Here is an 18,909-nt window from a genome sequence, read left to right as displayed (position 1 = left end):
GAAACGAACCGTGCCTAGGGTCGCGAACATGACCACCGAGAACCTCGCCGACCCGGCTTCCGGCCACCTGGCGATCACCCCGAAGATCCTCTACTTCGGCACCCCGGTCGCCCTGCTGAGCACCGAAAACCCGGACGGCACCGCGAATCTGGCCCCGATGTCGTCGGCCTGGGCGCTGGGCCGGACGGTGGTGCTCGGCCTGGCCTGCGACAGCCGCACCGCGGCCAACCTGGCCGACCGGCCGGACCTGGTGATCAACCTGCCCGCTCCGGACCAGTGGCGGGCGGTGGAACGCCTCGCCCCGCTGACCGGAACCGATCCCGTGCCCGCGCGCAAACGGGACCGGTTCCGCCACGAACCGGCGAAGTTCGCGGCCGCCGGGCTGACTCCGCAACCGGCGGAACGAGTGCGGCCGCCGCGTGTGGCCGAATGCCCGCTCCAGCTGGAAGCCCGCGCCGACCGCGCCCGGCCGGACGTCACCGGCGAGTTCCGGATCGTCGAAGCGTCCGTGCTGGAGGTCCACGCCGCGCCCGGAATCGTCGTGCCCGGCACGCACCACGTCGACCCGGGCCGGTGGAGCCCGCTGATCTACAACTTCCGGCACTACTTCGGGCTCGGCGACGAACTCGGGCACAGCTTCCGTTCCGAGACACCGTGATCACGTGCGGATCGGCGCGAGGAGCCGCTCGGTTTCGGTGTGCAGCCGCTCGGCCTCCGCGCGGTCGCGGTCGGTGCTGCCCAGCGGGAGCCGCTTCCGGCCGCGGTAGGCGGTCAGCGGTTCCTCCGGCGGGTTCGCGATCAGTTCGACGATCGGCTCGACGGCCCGCTCCACCGGTGTGCCGAGCAACCGCACCAACACGGTCGTCAGCAGGCGGGCCGCGCGGTTCAGGTCGCCCTGGAGGCTCGTGCGCACCAGGTTCGCCGGGCCGTAGAGGACATAGCGGACGCGGCCGCCCAGGCGCAGACCGGAGAGTTCACCGGCGCGCCTGCTCTGCAGGTTCGCCGCCTTCCAGGTGAACCCGGCGGCCAGCTGGAGATCGTCCCAGCGCATCGCGTCCTTCGGCGCGCCGGGGACCGTGGTGTCCACGATCAGCGGCCGCCCGGCCTCGTTCAGCGCGGGGGCCAGGCCGGTGGCCAGCAGGTAGCGGCTCAGGTAGTAGAGCGCGAAGGTGTGCTCGAACCCCTCCTCGGTGACCACCCGGCGCCGGTGCACGTACGCCGCGGCGAGCACGAGGGTGTCCACCACCGGGAACCGGTCGCGGATTTCGGCGACCGCGCGCAGGTTCTCCCGGACCGACCGGAGATCGGCCGCCACGAAATGCGCGTCCCCGCCCGCCTCGGCCACCAGGGCGTCGAACTTCTCCCGGCTGCGCCCGAGCACGACCACGGTGTCGCCGCCGCGCAGGAATCGCGCCGCCAGCGCCCGCCCGATCCCGTCGGTGCCACCGGAAATGACCACGGTCGCCATACCCAGATCCCTTCTGTTTCGGAACATGTGTTCCGGAACAACCGTACCGTATCGGAACACGTGTTCCGCAACGGTAGGATGGGGCCGTGGCCACCACCCCCCGACGCCGCCGCTGGGACGCGACGCGCAACCACGACCAGTTGCTGGAATCGGCCGCCGGCGCCTTCGCCGAACGCGGCCTGTCCGTGGACGTGCGGGAGATCGCCCGCGAGGCCGGGGTGGGGGTCGGCACGCTGTACCGGCACTTCCCGACCAAGGACGATCTGCTGCGGGCGGTCCTCGAACCGGACCTCGCCGAATGGGCGGATTTCACCGCGGAAGCCAACGGGACCGAGGACGCCTGGCAGGGCCTGTGCCTGTTCGTCGAGCGCACGCTCGAGCTGATGGCCAAGCGGCGCGCGATGCTCGACGGCCTCTCCGGCGCGGCGAGCGATTCGGCCGCGTTCGAGGCCTGCCACGCGCACCTGCGCGACGCGCTCGAGGGCCTGGTCACCCGCGCGCACCGGCAGGGCACGCTCCGCCGGGACGTCTCCGCCGGCGACCTCGGGCTGCAGATCCTGGCGCTGGGCCGGATCGTGCAACTCACCGCCGCCGAAGACCCCGGCCGCTGGCGCAGGCACCTCGGGTTCGTCCTCGACGGACTGCGCGCCCGGCGTGGCGACGGGACGCGGCAGCACCCGACTCGCTAGCGTCGCGGACCGTGCGATCCCACTCCTATGACGACGTCCTGGCCGGACCGCGCAAGCGCAAGATCCCCGAGGTCGAAGCCGAGCCCGGCCTGGTGGTCGAGGAACCGGGCGGATTCTGCGGCGCGGTCGTCCGGATCGAGTACGGCAACGTCGTGCTGGAGGACCGGCACGGCAAGCACCGGGTCTTCCCGCTGAGCCCCGCCGGATTCCTGCTCGAAGGCAAGCCGGTCACCCTGATCCCGGCGAAACGGGCGGCCCGGCCGGAGCGCGAGATCTCCGCGTCCGGTTCGGTCCGGGTGCAAGGCCTCAAGGCGCGCACCGCCCGGGATTCCCGGATCTGGGTGGAGGGCAAGCACGACGCCGAACTCGTCGAACGGGTCTGGGGCCACGACCTGCGGGTGGAAGGGGTCGTGGTGGAGCCGCTGGACGGGGTGGACGTGCTCGCCGAACGGATCTCCGAGTTCGGCACCGGCCCCGGTCGCCGGCTCGGCGTGCTGGTGGACCATCTGGTGCGGGGGAGCAAGGAATCCCGGCTGGTCGACCAGATCTCCGACGAGAACGTGCTGGTCACCGGCCATCCGTACGTCGACATCTGGCAGGCGGTGAAACCCGCGTCCGTCGGCATCCGGGAATGGCCGGCCGTGCCGCGCGGCCAGGAGTGGAAGCAGGGGATCTGCGCCGCGCTCGGCTGGGGCGAGCCCTACCAGGGCTGGCAGCGGGTGCTGGCCGGGGTCAGCAGTTTCCGCGATCTGGAGACGCCGCTGATCGGGGCCGTCGAGCGGCTGATCGACTTCGTGACCCAGCCCGAGGAGTCCTGATCGGGTGCGGCACCGAAGGTCACGCGTAGGTCACGTCGAGTCGTACGCTGGGTGCGTGCAGTCACTTTCTGAGACGATGGCCGCATGACGGCGGCACTCATCTGGCTGATCATCGGCATCGCCTTCATGGTGGCCGAAGTACTGTCCGGCGATCTCGTGCTGATCATGCTGGGGGTGGGCGCGCTGGCGGGCGCGGGCGCGGAGGCACTCACCGGCAACCCGTTCATCGACGTCGCGGTGTTCGGCGTGGTCTCCGTGGGCCTGCTGGTGCTCGCCCGCCCGGCGCTCAAACGACGGTTCATGATCGGTGCCGGGGTGCGGATGCACACCGACGCGCTGGTCGGCACCCGGGGCGTAGTGCTGTCCACTGTAGACAGCGAAAACGGCCAGGTTAAGCTCGCCGGCGACACGTGGTCCGCCCGCAGTCTCACCGAAGGTGATCGAATCGCCCCCGGAACCACGGTCACCGTGGTAGAGATACGAGGCGCCACCGCCGTCGTTTCGGAAGAGCCGTAGGCACGCAACCGTCGAAAGGGATGCAAACTTGGGAACCGCAGCGATCATTGTTGTCGCGGTCATCGCCCTCTTCGTGATCGTCACGGTCGCCAAGGCGATCATGGTGGTCCCGCAGGCCCAATCGGCGGTGATCGAGAGACTGGGCCGGTTCCGGACGGTGGCCTCGCCCGGTCTGAACTTCCTGGTGCCGTTCTTTGACAAGGTGCGTGCCCGCATCGACCTGCGCGAGCAGGTCGTCTCGTTCCCGCCGCAGCCGGTGATCACCGAGGACAACCTGACCGTGTCCATCGACACGGTCGTCTACTTCCAGGTCACCGACTCGCGTGCCGCGGTCTACGAGATCTCGAACTACATCGTCGGTGTCGAGCAGCTGACCACCACGACCCTGCGGAACGTCGTCGGTGGGATGAGCCTCGAGCAGACGCTGACCTCGCGTGACTCGATCAACAGCCAGCTGCGCGGCGTGCTCGACGACGCGACCGGCCGCTGGGGCATCCGGGTCGCCCGGGTCGAGCTGAAGGCCATCGACCCGCCGCCCTCCATCCAGGACTCGATGGAGAAGCAGATGCGCGCCGACCGGGAGAAGCGCGCGATGATCCTGACCGCGGAAGGTCAGCGGGAATCGGCGATCAAGACCGCGGAAGGTCAGAAGCAGAGCCAGATCCTCGCCGCCGAGGGTTCCAAGCAGGCGGCGATCCTGGCCGCCGAGGCGGAGCGGCAGTCGCGCATCCTGCGGGCGCAGGGTGAACGAGCCGCGCGCTACCTGCAGGCGCAGGGGCAGGCCAAGGCCATCGAGAAGGTGTTCGCGGCCATCAAGGCCGGTCGGCCGACCCCGGAAGTCCTTGCCTACCAATACCTGCAGACGCTGCCGCAGATGGCGCAGGGCGACGCGAACAAGGTCTGGATGGTGCCGACCGACTACGGCAAGGCGCTCGAGGGGTTCGCCCGCGCGCTGGGCGCCCCCGGCGACGACGGCGTGTTCCGGTACGAGCCGCCGAAGGAGGACATCCCCGACAAGCCGGACCTCGACGACGAAGAGGTGTCCAGCTGGTTCGACACCTCCACCGACCCGAAGGTCGCCGAGGCCGTGCGGGCCGCGGAAGCGGTGGCGCGCAAGGAAGTCGACGGCCCGCTGTCTTCTTCGCGTCCGGCCCCGCCGGTTCCCGGGCTGAGCGGCGGGGCCACCGCCGCCCCGGCCGAGGAGCCCGAAGCCGAGCCCGAGGAGCCGGCACCGTCGAAGCCGGAACTGCCCAAACGGCAGCAGGGCGCGCAGACCCCGCCGCACCAGCAGCAGCAACAACTGCCGCCCGCGCCGCCGCACCAGCCGCCCACGCCGCAGGGCGGGCAGCAGTTCGGCACGCCGTCGAGCAGCCCGTTCCCGAGCCAGCAGCCCGGCCAGTACGGTCCGCCGAGCAATCCGTTCCCCAGCCAGCAGCCGCCCTACGGCGGCCCGCAGGGACCGCAGGGCGGTCCGCAGCGCTAGCCGGAACTTCCGCCGTAGGGGTGGCACTTTTCGCGAAAAGTGCCACCCCTCCAAGCATGTCCGGGCATTACTCCGCGAACGTGATCGCCCCGGACGGGCACACCTGAGCGGCTTGTCGTGCCGCCTCCTCGTCCTCGGGGAGCGGGGTGGAAGTCAGCAGCACCACCCGGCCGTCCTCGGCGTCCTGATCGAATGTTTCCGGGGCGGTCAGCGTGCACATCCCGGCGGCGACGCACCGCGCCCGATCCACGGTGATCTTCATCGGTTACGCCTCGTCCCAGGCGACCGGAAGCCGCTGCACCCCGTGGATGAGCCCGGCACGCATGGGGATCTCCTCGGGCGGGACGGCCAGGCGCAGCGTCGGGAACCGGTCGATCAGTCCCCGGAAGGCGACCCGCATCGCGACCCGGGCCAGCTGCTGCCCCAGGCACTGGTGGACGCCGTGCCCGAAAGCCACATGTCCGGTCGCCTTGCGGCGCAGGTCCAGGGTGTCGGGATCGGCGAACTGCTCCGGGTCGCGATTGGCGGCCTGGAGCGAAATGGTGACCGTGTCCCCGGCCTTGACCAGCCGGCCGCCCAGTTCGACGTCCGCCAGCGCGGCCCGTGCGCTGGTGTGGGTGATGGTCAGGTAGCGCAGCAGTTCCTCGACCGCCCGTTCGGTGAGATCGGGTTCCGCGCGCAGGGCGGCGAACTGGTCCGGATTGCTGAGCAGGGCGAAGGTGCCCAGCGCGATCATGTTGGTCGTGGTGTCGACACCGGCGCCGAGCAGCGTGGCCCCGATGTTGGTGAGCTCCTCGTCGGTGAGATCACTCTCCAACAGGCCGCTGAGCAGGTCGTCGGTGGGCTCGGCACGTTTGGCCAGCACCAGTTCGCGCATGTACTCCTGAAGCGCGGTGAGGGCCGCGACGAAATCCTCGCCGGGCTCGTTGCCCACGGTCACGATGGCGTTGCGCTGGAACTCTTCCCGGTCCGCGTAAGGAACTCCCAGCAGTTCGCAGATCACCATCCCGGGAATGGGCTGCGCGAACGCCTCCACGAGATCGGCCGGTGGGCCTTGCCGTTCCATGAAGTCCAGGCGTTCGGCGGTGAGCTGCTCGATGTGTTCGGTGAGCTGGCGCATCCGGCGGACGGTGAACTGGCCGGTGAGCAGCGGCCGGTAGCGAGTGTGCTCGGGCGGGTCCATGTCGGTGAAGGCTCCCGGCGCGGCCGGAGGGGCCTCCTCGCCCATGGCCAGGTCCGGGAACGGCATGTGCATGAGCTCGGTCCGGGCGCTGAACCGGGAATCGGCCAGCACCGCACGGGCCAGTTCGCGGCTGGTCACCAGCCAGCCCTGATGTCCGTCCGGATAGGACAGTCGGCTGATCGGCTGTTCGGCGCGAATCCGAGCCAGCTCAGCGGGCGGGTCGAAGGGGCATCCCGGAGGGCGCGTCACCGGCAGCGGCGATGCCTCGGGGAGGGCATTGGTCATCTCGGTTTCCCCCACTTCGTGGAATTGACGACATAAGAAAGGCTACGTTGCGTTTATGTGTACGACAACTTCTAGATCGAAGAATTCCCTGATATGCCTGGTAAAACTCGCGAATTGTTGCAATGGTCTTGCCGATGAATGCAACTTTGCCCCAAAGGTCGTTGCAATGTGATGCCGGTGAACGCACACTTGACCCGTTGACCATCGGGAGGCGAGCACGAATGCCGGGAGGCAGGCTGACCCACCAGGACCGCCGCCGCATTGCTTCGGGACTGGCCGAGGGACTCGGGTACGCGGAGATCGCCCGGCGACTGGGGCGTCCGACGTCGACCATCACGCGGGAAGTGATGCGCAACGGCGGAGCCGCGGACTACCGGGCGGATCAAGCACACCGGGCGGCCGGGCAGCGCGCCCGGCGCCGGAAGCCGGTTCGGTCTCCGGCACAACCGCCCGTGCTCGAAGACACGGTCGGGCGCGATCCCGAAGCAGTGCGGGACTTCGAAGAACGGTTCACCGCGGTGATCCTCCAAACCGGACTTCCCCGGATGGCGGCCCGGGTCCTGGCCAGCCTGTACGTCACCGACAGCGGCTGCCTCACCGCCGCCGAACTGGTCCAGCGCCTGCGGGTCAGCCCGGCGTCGATTTCCAAGGCCATCGGCTATCTCGAGGGCGACGGGCTCGAACTGGTCCGGCGCGAACGCGGTGGTGGGCGGCGGGAACGCTACATCGTCGACGACGACGTCTGGTTCCGGGCGTGGCTGGCGAGCGCCCGGGCGAATGATCTCTGGGCGGACACCGCCCGGCAGGGGGCCGCGGTGTTCGGCACCGACACACCCGCCGGCGCCCGGTTGGACGCGATGGCGGAGTTCTTCGGGCTGGTCGGGCAGGACATGGCCGGCGTGGCCGAGCTGTGGTGGCAGAACTTTCAGGAACGCCGGAGGTAGGTGGCGTCGTCGGTGATGTCCGCGCGGGAACGGTCGGGCAGGAACCAGCAACTCAGCACGGTCACCACCGCCGCGAGCACGATGTAGATCGAGATGGAGAACGGCGTGCCGGTCGCGTGCAGCAGCCAGGTCGCCAGCAGCGGCGCCGGCCCACCGGCGAACACCGACGCGAGCTGGTAGCCGAGCCCGGCGCCGCCGTACCGCAGATGCGTCGGGAAACTCTCGCCGATCAGCGCCGCCTGCGGCCCGTACTGCATGGCGTGCGGAATCATCGACACCACGACGGCGACGAAGATCAACGCGGGCGCGCCGTTCTCCAGCACCGCGAAGTACGGGAAGGCGAGCAATCCGGTGAGCACCGCGCCGGTGAGGTAGACCCGTTTGCGCCCGAGGCGGTCGGACAGCTGGGAGAACCAGGGGATGGTCGCCAGTTCGAGCGCGGCGGCGATGAGCACCGCGTTGAGCACGAAGGTCTTGGACAGGTCGCGTTCGGACACCACGTACACCAGCACGTAACTGGTGAACAGGTAGAACGGCATCTGCTCGCTGAAGCGCAGGCCCGCCGAGAGCAGGATCTCGCGCCAGTGGTGGCGGACCACCTCGACGACCGGGCTGCGCGAGGTCCGCTTTTCCGCGACCACCGCGGCGAACATCGGCGTCTCCAGGATCCGCAGGCGGATCACCAGGCCGACGCCGACCAGGATCAGGCTCGCCAGGAACGGCAGTCGCCAGCCCCAGGAGTCGAACGCCGGCTCGGGCAGTACGGCCGAAAGCAGGGTCATCCCGCCGGTGCCGAGCACCAGGCCGACCGGCACGCCGATCTGCGCGAAACTGGCGAGCAGCCCGCGGCGGCGCTGGTCGCCCCATTCCATCGCGAGCAGCACCGAACCACTCCATTCGCCACCGATCGCGATGCCCTGCACCAGGCGCAAGGTGACCAGGATCAGCGGCGCGGCGAAACCGATCGTTTCGGTCCCGGGCAACAGCCCGACCACGCCGGACGCGATGCCCATCAGCAGCAGCGTGATGATCAACGTGGCCTTGCGGCCGATCCGGTCGCCCCAGTAGCCGAAGATCGCCGCCCCGACCGGGCGGGCCGCGAACCCGACGGCGTAGGTGGCGAACGACTGCATGGCCCCGGCGTAACTGCTGGAGGCGGGGAAGAAGAGTTGCGGGAAGATCAGCGCCGCGGCGGTGTTGTAGAGGAAGAAGTCGTACCACTCGATCGTCGTCCCGATCGCACTGGCCAGCGCCGCGCGCCGCACCTGCGTGCCACGTTCGGCCTCCCGCTGGCGCGCACCGAGCGCCCGATGTGCTTCCTCTTCACCGAGAACCACGTTCTACACCTCCTGTGACGGCCGTCACCTGGACGTGTACCTTCTCATGCGGTCCCCGCCCCGGAAACCCGTCGAGACAAAACCGTTCCCGAGCAGCCCCCGTGAGCCGGATCGTGGAGGTACTGGAGCGACAACCACAACTCCGCCTGCCGCTGAGCGGTCCGCACCTCCGCCGAGCCGATCTCCTGTACGCGGTAGTCTTGATCGTCCAGTTCGGAGCACAGCAGCCACGGGAACCTACCGCTCGGCGTCGCCTTGAGAAGCCATGTGCGGTCTCCCCATTTCAACCGGTAGGTGTTTCGGCCGAGAACTGCCCACTTGCGCTGTTGTCGTCCTTGCCCAATCACAACTGGGACCGTAAAACGTGCGATTATTCGATTGCGAGTTCAAGTCACCGTCTCGAATAATTCACGCTCTCGCATAAATTCTTCCGCCAGCGCGCGAAGAAACGCGGTACCGTGGTCTCCGGCGAGAGCATGACTGAGGAAATACTCGAACAAGCTCAGATGATAGGACACGTCCCGTGGATCACGGAGCACAACTTCACCCGAGAATAGTTCCGCGGCGACCAATCGATCGTCGTATATCGCGAAGACGTTCAACGGCGAGGCGCGAACTTTCACTGATTGCGGAATGATGGCGATATGAACGTTCGGAAGTTCTGAAATGCAAGCCATGTGGACGCATTGGCGTGCTAGGACAGCCCGGTCCACGCGTTGCCATCGCACGGCGTGCTCGGGCATCAGGAAAATGAATGTGCGCGACTCGTCCTGCAACACCACTTGACTCTCCACACGGGCCGCGACGGCTCGCTCCCGGTTCCAGGAGACGTCGCCCGGAACGGTCGGCGTCAGGACTTGGCGCGCGTACTCCTCGGTCTGCAGCAGCCCGGAAGGAATGGCTGGCAGAAACTGCCGGACAGTCGTCGAGGACTCGGCTAAAGCTTTGAGTTCGGCCTGCTGCCGCCAGAGGCCCATCTCGGCGGCAGCGCGCCAGGACACGTGCTGGACGTTCGCTCGGCGAGCCAGTGCGACGAGCTCTCGCCCCACCTCGGGCGGTACTTCAAGCGCTTTGAGAATGCGTTCGACATCTATGACAGTCGGAAGGATACGGCCGCGTTCGATGCGACTGATCTTCGATTGGGACATCGAACATCGAACGGCCAGTCTCTCGCCGGAAAGATTGGCTGCCTTGCGCAGCTTCCGCAGAGCGTCGGCCAAGGTCGGCTCGCCGGGCTCCCGTCCATCAGGTCCGAGCATATTCGCTGAACGGCACGGCGTGTTTCAGTGCTGTTTCCCGCCATACGAGATATGTCGGTACGTCGTTCGTGTTGTCCACTAGTTCGAGATTGGCCAACGTACCGTCCTGGTTGAAGTTCAGGTGAACCACTGTCGAGTCGTCGAACAGCCAGAAATCCTGGTCCGACAGCCCCAGATCGCCCTCGGTCAAATCGAGGATTCGGATATCCTCGCCCGCCTCCACGTTCCCGGGAATTCCCCAAGCCAGTTGATAGCGCTGGTAGTCCGTGAGCGGCTGGCGGACCGTTCTGACTCGACCGATGGTCTTACCGGCTGCGACGTACTCCCGCACTTCCTCGTGCCAGTCCTCGTTGTGCTCCGGCGGTTTGGGTTCTCCTGCCAGGAATCGAGCGATGTTCGCCTGTTCGCTGGGCATGGTGTAGACGGGCTGGGTCTCGAACCTCCACGCGGACCGCTGGTAGTTGTCGAAGTAGGCCGAGAAGGTGGCCCCGTCCAAGATGGTCACGCAAGTCCTCCGTCTGCCTCCAGCGACCGCAAGGCAGCTTTGAGTACGGGCAACGGTAGCTCCACGGCCATCTCCCCGGGGCCGAGCGTCAAACCTTCCGCATTGGTTACGGGGGTGCCTTGCGCCACTCCCGTTCCCCGATCGGTCACGTAGACCGTAGGGCAGGTTTTCTTGTCGCATCCAGCTACCGTGCGTAGTTTCATGGTTACTTGACTATCACACTCCGGGCGATTAACGGAGGAGCCAGTCACGGTCTCGCATGAAGTCGCCCCGGTCGCGCCACTAGTCGTCGAGACGAACCGTTCCCGAGCGGTCCCGGCGTCACTGGGCGGGCCTACGATCGACGGCGTGGATGAAGCGAAGCCGTTGCGGGCGGACGCGCGGCGCAACCGGGCTCGTGTGCTCGAGGCGGCCGAAACCGTGTTCGCGCGCAAGGGAACCTCGGCGCCGACCGAGGAGGTGGCCAAGGCGGCCGGGGTCGGTATCGGCACGGTTTTCCGGCATTTCCCGACCAAGGAAGCATTGCTCGAGGCGGTGCTGCTGGACCGGATGCGCAGGTTCGCCGAAGAAGCCGAATCACTCGGCGCCGCCGAGGATCCGGGCGGGGCGTTCTTCTCCTTCCTCGGCACCTGGGTCGAAATGGCCTCGGCCAAGAACGCCTACAGCGACGCGCTCGCCGCAGCCGGGGTCGACATGCCCGCACTGGGTTCGCAGGTGGGCCAGCAGGTGCGCGCCGCGCTGGGCACCCTGCTAGACCGCGCCCAGGACGCCGGGGCGGTCCGCCGGGACGTCGGGGTGACCGACCTGATCGCGCTCATGGTGGGTGCGTCCCGCGCCGCCGAGTACGTCGGCGCCGATCCGGCCGCTCGGGACAAGGCGCTCGCGGTCGTCTTCGACGGGCTCCGCCGGGGCTGACCTAGCGCGGGGTGACCGGCAGCAGGGCGGGCCGCTTCGCGCTGATCGCGTCGCCCGAGGATTCCCCGCGCAGGCGGCGCTTGACCCAGGGCAGCGCGTATTCCTTGCCCCACTGGAGGTTCTGCGCGCGCCGCTCCCGCGGGGTGAACACCGGCCGGGGACCGAGCGCGGCGGGGGAGAGGCTGTGCTCGACGCCCAGGGTCTCGAGAACGGCGATCGCGATCTCGGTGTGCCCGAGGGCGTTGAGGTGCAGCCGGTCGGGCGCCCACAGCCGCCGGTCGCGCAGCTGACGCATCGCCCACATGTCCACGATCAGGGCGCCGTGGCGGGCGGCGATGCCGCGCACGTGCTCGTTGTAGATCGCGGCGCGGCCCCGCATCTTGCGGAAGAGCCGATCTTCCACACCGTCGACACCGGTGAACAGCACCACCGTCGCGCCGGTCTTGACCAGGCGGGCGACGGCATCGTCGTAGTCTTCCGCGAGCCCGTCGATGTCGACCTTCGGGCGCATCAGATCGTTGCCGCCGGCGTACAACGTGACCAGATCCGGCTCGAGCGCCAGTGCGGGCTCCAGCTGTTCGGCGAGCACCTGGCGCAGCAACCGGCCGCGGATCGCCAGGTTGGCGTAGCGCAACTCCGGCTCGCGCGCGGCCAGCTGCTCGGCCGTGCGGTCGGCCCAGCCGCGCACCCCGTTCGGGTAGGCCGGATCGTCGTCACCGACCCCTTCGGTGAAGGAGTCCCCCAGGGTCACTAAGCGCTTGCTCATGTCGACCACTCTATGTGGTCGGTGAGGTAAGGGTTGAAATGCACAAAGCCCTTACCGCAGGCTGACCCCATGCCCGACGACCTGTGTCCCCGCTGCGGTTGGCCGCTCGCGGAACTGCCCTCCTCGACCCGTTCCGTGCACCCCGTGTCGAGCGGCCGGGTGAGTTACCGCCGATGCGTGTGCGGGAGTTGGCTGCTGCAGCTCAACGGCCGGATCGCCGGGGCGACCCGGTCCGTGCTGGAACCTCAGGACGGCTGACGCGCATGCTCAGGAATCCGCCCAGAAATCGCGGGCCAGGCCCCGGCGCCGCTGCCAGAGCGCACCCTTCGCGGCGAAGTCCCGCAGCCCGTCGCCCTGATCCGCGTCCGGGACTCGCCAGACGCCGTTGACCGCGGTCGTCACGCCCACCGACAGCACCTCGAAACCCTGCGCGGTGTGGAGATCGGCCTCCACGCCGCGGTTGATGATGAACTTCAACTGCCGCACCATCTGCTGGTTCTTCGACAGCAGCACCTCGACGAGCTCGGCCACCTCCGCTTCGAGCCGGTCGTCGGCGACCACGCGGTTCCACAGCCCGAGTTCCCAGGCCCGCGACGCCGGATGCAGCGCGCCGAGGAGGTTCACCTCCTTGGTCAACCGCCGCCCGATCAGCCGCGACATCCGCGTGGTGCCGCCCCAGCCCGGAGTGATGCCCACGTCGACCTCCGGCATACCCCAGCGCGCACGCTCGGTGGCCACGACGAAATCGCACGCCATCGTGATCTCCAGGCCACCGCCGACCGCGTACCCGTCGACCGCGGCGATCGTCACCTTGTCCAGTTCCTCCAGGGTGTTGGCCATCGCCTGGTACACCCGCACGCGGCGGATCGCCTGGTTGAGATCGGCCGATTCGGAGTCCAGCAATCCGGCGAACTCCACCAGGTCGTCCCCGGCGCAGAACGTCCCACCGGCGCCGGTGAGCACCAGGACCTTGATCGTGGTCGACCGCTGAACCAGGGTGATCGCCTCGAACAGCTCGTCGCTGAGCGCCATCGACAGCGCATTGCGCGCCTCGGGCCGGTCGAGCGTGATCCGCGCGACCGGCCCGTCCTCCTCGAACCGCAGGAACCGGAAGCCGTTTTCTGTCCGGGTGGTGGTCGGCAAGGCAATCCTCCTCCGCGAAAGGCACCATCTCGATGGCCAAGTAGTATCTTGGAGAGACTAGTTACGCAAGGAGACCAGAAAGGAGGGAGAAACTAGTTGCCCACCGGTAACCAGCACGCCGTCCCGCACGCCAAACGTCATCCGGACGGCATCGAGAAAGCGGTCCAAGCGGTCGGCGACCGCTGGTCGCTGCTGATCATCCGGGAGTGCTTCTACGGGGTGCGCCGGTTCGGCGAAATGACGCGCAACCTCGGGATCGCGCGGAAGGTCCTGGCGACCCGCCTCAAGGAACTCATCGCGCTCGGCCTGCTCGAGCGCCGCCGGTACCGGACCGAGCCCGACTGGTACGAATACGTCCTCACCCCCGCCGGGCGGGACCTCTACGGCCCGATCGCCGCGCTCCTGCATTGGGCGGACCGGCACATGCCCGATCTCGGCGAGCCGGTCCGCCTGCACCACATGCCCTGCGACCACGACACGCACGCGGTCGTCGTCTGCGCCGTGTGCCGCGCGGAACTCGACGCCCGTGACGTCGAGGCGCGGCTTCCGCGCGGGACTGCCTGACCGGGATCAGGTGAGCGATTCGCGGCCGCGGCGGAGCAGTTCGCGTTCGGCGGTGTTCTCGGTCCGGGCGAGTGCCGCGTCGTATGCCCGGGCCGCCTCGGCGGTGCGGCCCAGGCGCCGGAGCAGATCGGCGCGGATGGCGTGGAACAGGTAGTAGCCGTCGAGGTCGAGGGCGTCCACCAGGGCGAGCACCGGTTCCGGTCCGTCGACCTCGGCCACCGCGACGGCACGGTTGAGCGCCACCACCGGGGTCGGCGCGCACGCCAGGAGCTGGTCGTACAGCTGGACGATCTGCCGCCAGTCCGTCTCGGCCGCGGACGGCGCGTCGCTGTGCACGGCGTTGATCGCCGCCTGGATCTGGTAGGGCCCGGGCCGATCGCGCCGGAGGCAGCGCCGGACGAGGACCTGACCCTCGGCGACGAGTTCGCGGTCCCAGCGGCCACGATCCTGGTCGGCCAGCAGCACGAGACCGCCGTCGGGCGTGGTGCGGGCGTCGCGCCGCGAATCGATGAGCAGCATGAGCGCGAGCAGGCCCAGCGCCTCGGGTTCGTCCGGCATCAGTTCGACCAGGAGTCGGCCCAGCCGGATGGCCTCCGCGCAGAGTTCTTCGCGCACCAGCCGGTCACCCGAACTGGCGGCGTAGCCCTCGTTGAAGATCAGGTACACCACGGCCAGCACGCTGCGCAGGCGATCCGGCAGATCGGCCTCGTCCGGGACGCGGTACGGGATCCGGGCGTCGCGGATCTTCCCCTTGGCGCGGACCAGCCGCTGGGCCATGGTCGGCTCGGCCACCAGGAAGGCGCGCGCGATCTCGGCGGTGGTGAGCCCGCCCAGCAGCCGGAGCGTCAGCGCCACCCGGGCGGCGGGGGCGAGCGCGGGGTGGCAGCAGGTGAAGATCAGGCGGAGCCGGTCGTCGCGCACGGCACCCTCCTCGGCAGGTTCGTCACGGGTGTGCAGCACGGCGGCCTGGGCGTGCCGGTCCTCGCGGGACGCCTCGCGGCGGAGGCGGTCGACCGCGCGGTTGCGGGCGGTGGTGATGATCCAGCCCGCCGGGCTCGGCGGCAGACCTTCGGACGGCCACCGTCGCACCGCCGTGGTGAACGCGTCCTGGACCGCGTCTTCGGCGATGTCGATGTCGCCGAAGACGCGGACCAGGACTGCGATGGCGCGGCCGTATTCCGCGCGGAACACGTGCGCTATCTCGGCCGCGGAAACCCCGGTCACTAGCAGGACTCGCCTTCCTGCATGGGCCTGACCTCGATCGGCAGCAGTCCGATCGCCTCGGCGAGCTTGCGCCCCCAGCCGAGCGCGGAGTCGAGATCCGGCGCCTCGATGATCGTGAACCCGCCGATGTGCTCCTTGCCCTCGAGGTACGGGCCGTCGGTCATGAGCACCTCGCCGTCCTTGGGCCGCAGCACGGTGGCCGTGCTCGCCGGGTGCAGGCCCGCGGAGAAGACCCACGCCCCGGCGGCCCGGAGTTCGGCGTTGAACTCGTCCAGGTTCCGGACGATCGGTTCCAGGACCTCGGGCGGGGGAGTGCCACCGTCGGGTTGGTAGATGCTGAGCAGGTATCGGGTCATCGGGTCCTCCTCCGGGTTGCCGGGTTCTCACCCCCTATACGAACAGCTCCCGGCCGGATCGACAGTCCGGCACGATGTGTTCGCGGAGATTCTTCCGGGCCGGACCGGCTAGCCGGAACACCGCGCACGGCGGCTCCTCGCCACTCCAACGGATTAGGCAACCGCCTCGAATGGATTAGTTAAATGGCCTCCGAAATATAGGGAAATCAACACAACCTAGGCCTGAATTCCCAGCGCGTTGACATGGTTGGAAACACCGCCTTACGCTTTTCGGCGGATGCGTGTGACATAGTCGTGCACAGTGTCCCGAGGGGGTGTGTGAGCACATGCCGGACCAGGAACCAGCGCCGCCAGAACTCCCGCCGACCGGCTCCCGGTGTCCATTTCGGACAGTCGTGTTCGGGCCCGGCGAATCGCTCGCCCATGCGATTGTCCGGGGAGGGGACCGTCGATGGATCTGTTCACCGACCTGACCGCGCAGTCCCGGATGGTCGGCAGCATGCCCGGCACCGAGATCCTCGCCCGCGCCGCCGCGGTCGCCGCCCGCCCGTTCCGGCCACTGCGCGCCGACCGGCTGGCCGCCGAGCGCCGGGTGTTCACCAATCGCACGCCAGGTTCGGCCCGGCTCTTCCGGCGCGGCCAGGGCATCCTGGCGCTGGGGAGCGAGCACGTCGCGCCGCTCGCGTCGCCGTATCCGCTCTTCCTGGACCACGGCAACGGGAGCAACGTGGTGGACGTCGACGGCAACACCTACGTCGACAACATCCTGGCCGGTGGCGCGCTCGTCCTCGGGCACAACCACCCCGGACTCACCGAGGAGGTGGTGAACCTCCTGCGCACCCGGACCGGATCCCACGGGCACCTCGACGAGTACGAACTACTCGCCGCCGAACAGATCCGCGCGATCTTCCCGGCCGCGGAGGCGGTGCGGTTCACCAGTTCCGGCACGGAGGCGACGCTGGCGGCCGCGCGGCTGGCCCGCGCCTTCACCGGGCGCGAGCGGATCGTGAAGTTCCGCGGGCACAACCACGGCTGGGGCGACCAGTTCATGGTCGACGCCGAGGTGCACCCGCACCGCTTCGACGAGCTCGAGCGGGCGCTGGCCGGGGACGAGGTCGCCGCAGTGATCGCCGAGCCGTACGGCAGCGGCACCGGCCTGGTGCCGTTCCCCGACGGCTTCCACGAGCAAGCGCGGGAACTCGCCGCAACGCACGGCACCCTGTACGTGTTCGACGAGGTGGTGACCGGAACCGGGGCGGGACTGGGCGGCGCGCAGACCGCGCTCGGGGTCACCCCGGACCTGTTCACCCTGGGCAAGGGGCTGATGAACGGCTACCCCTCGTGCGGGGCGGTCGCCGGTCGCAAGGAGATCGTCGGCACCGGCGCGACCGAGGCGCTCGGCGGAGGGCCGTTCGCGTTCCTGGACGGCGCCTTCGCCGGGAACGTGCTTTCGGCCGCCGCGTGCTACCACACGCTGACCGAACTGACCCGCACCAACGCCCTCGCCGCGGCGACCGCGGTCGCCGCGGAGCTGACCACGCGGCTCAACCAGCTCTTCGCCGACACCGGGGTGGATTTCTTCGCCTACCACTTCGGCGCCATCCTGCGCATCGAGCTGACCGCCGGGCACGCGATCCCGCTCGAGGACGGCGAGGCAGTCGCCGAGGCCAGCGCGCGCCGGGACGTCCTGGCCGATTACATGATCCCGGTCGCCAACGCCGGAGTGCTTTCCCGGCAGGGGCGGGACATGGTCTCCTGCGCCCACACCGCCGCCGACGTGGCGAAGGTGGTCAACGCCTACGCCCACCTCATCGACTGCCTCGCCTGACCCGATCAGCGCTCGGCTCGGCGTCCGAAGTGGACGGTCTTCGCGGTCAGCACGAACAGGTCCGCGCGCCGGTCGACTCCCGCCGGGTCGGCCGGATCGAGCAGCCGGTCCAGGGTCGCCACGTCCTCGGCGTCCAGGCGTTCCTCGGCCCCGTTGCGAAACCGCTCCAGCCAGCGCCGGACCGTGCGCCGCGGCCCGTCGGCCAGGGGCGCGGGATGGTCCACCAGGAAGGTCTTGCTCCGGACTTCGGCGAGCCCGGCGGCACGCAGCATGCCGGGCCAGTCCTCGACCACCGACACCGATCCGGGCAGTTCGGCCCGCATCTGGTTGAAGCCGTCCGCCATCGCCACGTCCAGCCGGGCGTGCAGCCCGGGGCGTCCGAAGCCCAGGTCACGCGGCAGCCAGCGGGGCGGGAGCCCGCCCTCGACGATGGCCAGCACGCCGCCGGGCTCGAGCAGCCCGGCCAGCTGGTTCAGCGCGTCCTGCTGGTCACCGACGTGGTGCACGACCTGCCCGGACCACACCAGATCCGCCGGGGTGAGCCCGGCGAGCCCGTCCGGGAACTCGGCGACCTGGGTCCGCAGCTTGACCCCGAGCCGTTCGGCTCGTTGCTCGGCGTGGGCCAGCAGTTCCGGCGCGCCGTCCACCGCGGTGACCTCGGCCTGGTCGAACGCGGCCGCCATCAGGCAGGCCGCGACTCCCGGGCCGCTGCCGATGTCCAGGATGCGCCGCGGGGTCAGGTGCTCCAGTTCGGCGAGGGCTTGCCGCACATACGGGCTGTTCGTCTCGGCCTCGAGCTCCAAGTGTTCGGCCATCGCGGCCCAGTCGTGGTGGTTCATCGCACCGGCTTCCTGTTCGTGGTGTTCCCCAGGTGAGGGCTCCTGGTACCACCATGCGGCAGAGCGGAGCGACTTGACAAACCTTGTTGCTGTTTCTGCAAAATGGCGGGATGGACGAAGTACTCGCCGCCGTAGGGCCGAGGCTCAAGCACATCCGGCAGCATCGCAAATGCACGCTCACGGCGTTGTCGGAGGCCACCGGGATCTCGGTCAGCACGCTGTCCCGGCTGGAGTCCGGCCAGCGGAAACCCAGCCTGGAACTGCTGCTGCCGATCGCCCACGCGCATCAGGTGCCGCTGGACGAACTGGTCGGCGCGCCGCCGGTCGGCGACCCGCGGGTGCGGTTGAAGCCGGTCAGGCGCGGGGACAACACGATCGTGCCGCTGACCCAGCAGCCCGGCGGGCTGCAGGCGTTCAAGATGATCATGGGCCCCAGCCGCAGCGAACCCGACCCACGCACGCACGAGGGCTACGAATGGATGTACGTGCTCAGCGGGAAGCTGCGCCTGGTGCTCGCCGAGCACGACGTGGTGCTCAAGGCGGGGGAGGTCGCCGAGTTCGACACCCGGCTGCCGCACTGGTTCGGCAGCACCGGTGAGGCGCCGGTGGAGATCCTGAGCCTGTTCGGACCGCAGGGTGAACGCATGCACGTCCGCGCGAAACCCCGAGGCCACTAGCCGAGTAAGTCCCAAATCCTGGCGGTGTCTGGAGCCGGTCGTGAGTGTTCCGGCCGGTTCTATTGATTCGTAAGGCAAATATGGCGTGTCAGTCTGCGGCGTAGCGGGTT

Annotated in this window: 22 protein-coding genes; 11 read left to right on the top strand and 11 right to left on the bottom strand. The window is 69.0% G+C overall.

Features of this window, described 5'->3' with window-relative positions:
• Window positions 1-28 precede the first annotated feature (28 nt).
• A complete protein-coding gene (locus FXO23_RS38635; RefSeq protein WP_158891711.1) occupies window positions 29-658 on the top strand; it encodes a flavin reductase family protein in 630 nt (209 codons plus the stop codon).
• On the opposite strand, the gene FXO23_RS38630 is transcribed toward FXO23_RS38635, so the two are convergent.
• Complete coding sequence (locus tag FXO23_RS38630) at window positions 659-1,468, bottom strand: SDR family NAD(P)-dependent oxidoreductase (RefSeq protein ID WP_158891709.1); 810 nt, start codon at window positions 1,466-1,468, stop codon at window positions 659-661.
• A gap of 86 nt (window positions 1,469-1,554) precedes the next feature.
• Here FXO23_RS38630 and FXO23_RS38625 point away from each other — a divergent pair, with 86 nt between their 5' ends.
• The 4 genes from FXO23_RS38625 (at window position 1,555) to FXO23_RS38610 (ending at window position 4,974) form a co-directional block, all read left to right on the top strand.
• Complete coding sequence (locus FXO23_RS38625) at window positions 1,555-2,157, top strand: TetR/AcrR family transcriptional regulator (protein WP_158891707.1); 603 nt, start codon at window positions 1,555-1,557, stop codon at window positions 2,155-2,157.
• 11 nt (window positions 2,158-2,168) lie between these two features.
• Complete coding sequence (locus tag FXO23_RS38620; RefSeq protein ID WP_158891705.1) at window positions 2,169-2,975, top strand: DUF3097 domain-containing protein; 807 nt, start codon at window positions 2,169-2,171, stop codon at window positions 2,973-2,975.
• Between the two features lie 84 nt (window positions 2,976-3,059).
• Complete coding sequence (locus tag FXO23_RS38615) at window positions 3,060-3,491, top strand: NfeD family protein (protein WP_158891703.1); 432 nt, start codon at window positions 3,060-3,062, stop codon at window positions 3,489-3,491.
• A 28-nt stretch (window positions 3,492-3,519) separates the two neighbouring features.
• The gene (locus FXO23_RS38610; RefSeq protein WP_158891701.1) at window positions 3,520-4,974 is read left to right on the top strand and encodes an SPFH domain-containing protein; all 1,455 of its coding nucleotides are present in this window, start codon (window positions 3,520-3,522) and stop codon (window positions 4,972-4,974) included.
• 67 nt (window positions 4,975-5,041) lie between these two features.
• Here FXO23_RS38610 and FXO23_RS38605 read toward each other — a convergent pair whose 3' ends face one another.
• On the bottom strand, window positions 5,042-5,236 hold the full coding sequence (locus FXO23_RS38605) for a ferredoxin (protein WP_158891699.1): 195 nt from the start codon (window positions 5,234-5,236) through the stop codon (window positions 5,042-5,044).
• Between the two features lie 3 nt (window positions 5,237-5,239).
• A complete protein-coding gene (locus FXO23_RS38600) occupies window positions 5,240-6,442 on the bottom strand; it encodes a cytochrome P450 (protein ID WP_158891697.1) in 1,203 nt (400 codons plus the stop codon).
• Window positions 6,443-6,663: 221 nt separating this feature from the next.
• Here FXO23_RS38600 and FXO23_RS38595 point away from each other — a divergent pair, with 221 nt between their 5' ends.
• Entirely contained in the window at window positions 6,664-7,386 is a 723-nt protein-coding gene (locus FXO23_RS38595; RefSeq protein WP_158891695.1) for a GbsR/MarR family transcriptional regulator, read from the top strand.
• On the opposite strand, the gene FXO23_RS38590 is transcribed toward FXO23_RS38595, so the two are convergent.
• From FXO23_RS38590 to FXO23_RS38580, 3 genes are all read right to left on the bottom strand, one after another.
• Window positions 7,368-8,723: an MFS transporter gene (locus tag FXO23_RS38590; RefSeq protein ID WP_158891693.1), complete on the bottom strand. Its 1,356-nt coding sequence runs from the start codon at window positions 8,721-8,723 to the stop codon at window positions 7,368-7,370. The two genes, FXO23_RS38595 and FXO23_RS38590, sit on opposite strands and share 19 nt — an antisense overlap.
• Before the next feature lie 386 nt (window positions 8,724-9,109).
• The gene (locus tag FXO23_RS38585) at window positions 9,110-9,943 is read right to left on the bottom strand and encodes a helix-turn-helix domain-containing protein (protein ID WP_246258276.1); all 834 of its coding nucleotides are present in this window, start codon (window positions 9,941-9,943) and stop codon (window positions 9,110-9,112) included.
• A gap of 25 nt (window positions 9,944-9,968) precedes the next feature.
• A complete protein-coding gene (locus FXO23_RS38580) occupies window positions 9,969-10,487 on the bottom strand; it encodes a DUF6879 family protein (RefSeq protein ID WP_158891689.1) in 519 nt (172 codons plus the stop codon).
• Window positions 10,488-10,835: 348 nt separating this feature from the next.
• Between FXO23_RS38580 and FXO23_RS38575 the strand changes: the two genes are divergently transcribed.
• Window positions 10,836-11,402 (top strand): TetR/AcrR family transcriptional regulator, encoded by a 567-nt coding sequence (locus tag FXO23_RS38575; protein ID WP_158891687.1) that lies wholly within the window; start codon window positions 10,836-10,838, stop codon window positions 11,400-11,402.
• Between the two features lies 1 nt (window position 11,403).
• Here FXO23_RS38575 and FXO23_RS38570 read toward each other — a convergent pair whose 3' ends face one another.
• On the bottom strand, window positions 11,404-12,168 hold the full coding sequence (locus tag FXO23_RS38570; RefSeq protein ID WP_179956990.1) for an SGNH/GDSL hydrolase family protein: 765 nt from the start codon (window positions 12,166-12,168) through the stop codon (window positions 11,404-11,406).
• A gap of 69 nt (window positions 12,169-12,237) precedes the next feature.
• On the opposite strand from FXO23_RS38570, the gene FXO23_RS38565 reads away from it, so the two are divergent.
• Entirely contained in the window at window positions 12,238-12,426 is a 189-nt protein-coding gene (locus FXO23_RS38565) for a hypothetical protein (RefSeq protein ID WP_158891685.1), read from the top strand.
• A gap of 9 nt (window positions 12,427-12,435) precedes the next feature.
• Here FXO23_RS38565 and FXO23_RS38560 read toward each other — a convergent pair whose 3' ends face one another.
• Window positions 12,436-13,311 carry an enoyl-CoA hydratase/isomerase family protein gene (locus tag FXO23_RS38560; protein ID WP_158891683.1) on the bottom strand — a complete coding sequence of 292 codons (876 nt, stop codon included), beginning with the start codon at window positions 13,309-13,311 and terminating at the stop codon, window positions 12,436-12,438.
• A gap of 96 nt (window positions 13,312-13,407) precedes the next feature.
• Between FXO23_RS38560 and FXO23_RS38555 the strand changes: the two genes are divergently transcribed.
• A complete protein-coding gene (locus FXO23_RS38555) occupies window positions 13,408-13,875 on the top strand; it encodes a winged helix-turn-helix transcriptional regulator (protein ID WP_158891681.1) in 468 nt (155 codons plus the stop codon).
• Window positions 13,876-13,881: 6 nt separating this feature from the next.
• On the opposite strand, the gene FXO23_RS38550 is transcribed toward FXO23_RS38555, so the two are convergent.
• On the bottom strand, window positions 13,882-15,099 hold the full coding sequence (locus tag FXO23_RS38550; RefSeq protein ID WP_158891680.1) for an RNA polymerase sigma factor: 1,218 nt from the start codon (window positions 15,097-15,099) through the stop codon (window positions 13,882-13,884).
• Window positions 15,099-15,455, bottom strand: a complete 357-nt coding sequence (locus FXO23_RS38545) for a YciI family protein (protein ID WP_158891678.1) — start codon at window positions 15,453-15,455, stop codon at window positions 15,099-15,101. The genes FXO23_RS38550 and FXO23_RS38545 overlap by 1 nt, the downstream gene beginning before the upstream one ends.
• A 451-nt stretch (window positions 15,456-15,906) precedes the next feature.
• On the opposite strand from FXO23_RS38545, the gene FXO23_RS38540 reads away from it, so the two are divergent.
• Entirely contained in the window at window positions 15,907-17,283 is a 1,377-nt protein-coding gene (locus FXO23_RS38540) for an aminotransferase class III-fold pyridoxal phosphate-dependent enzyme (protein ID WP_158891676.1), read from the top strand.
• Window positions 17,284-17,288: 5 nt separating this feature from the next.
• On the opposite strand, the gene FXO23_RS38535 is transcribed toward FXO23_RS38540, so the two are convergent.
• Entirely contained in the window at window positions 17,289-18,122 is an 834-nt protein-coding gene (locus FXO23_RS38535) for a class I SAM-dependent methyltransferase (protein WP_158891674.1), read from the bottom strand.
• A 110-nt stretch (window positions 18,123-18,232) separates the two neighbouring features.
• Between FXO23_RS38535 and FXO23_RS38530 the strand changes: the two genes are divergently transcribed.
• Complete coding sequence (locus tag FXO23_RS38530; protein ID WP_158891672.1) at window positions 18,233-18,799, top strand: helix-turn-helix domain-containing protein; 567 nt, start codon at window positions 18,233-18,235, stop codon at window positions 18,797-18,799.
• The last annotated feature ends 110 nt before the right edge of the window (window positions 18,800-18,909 follow it).

This window comes from Amycolatopsis anabasis (assembly GCF_009765355.1).
Classification (GTDB): domain Bacteria; phylum Actinomycetota; class Actinomycetes; order Mycobacteriales; family Pseudonocardiaceae; genus Amycolatopsis; species Amycolatopsis anabasis.
Note: the sequence above shows the minus strand (reverse complement) of the source record. Positions and strands in the feature narration are given on the sequence as shown.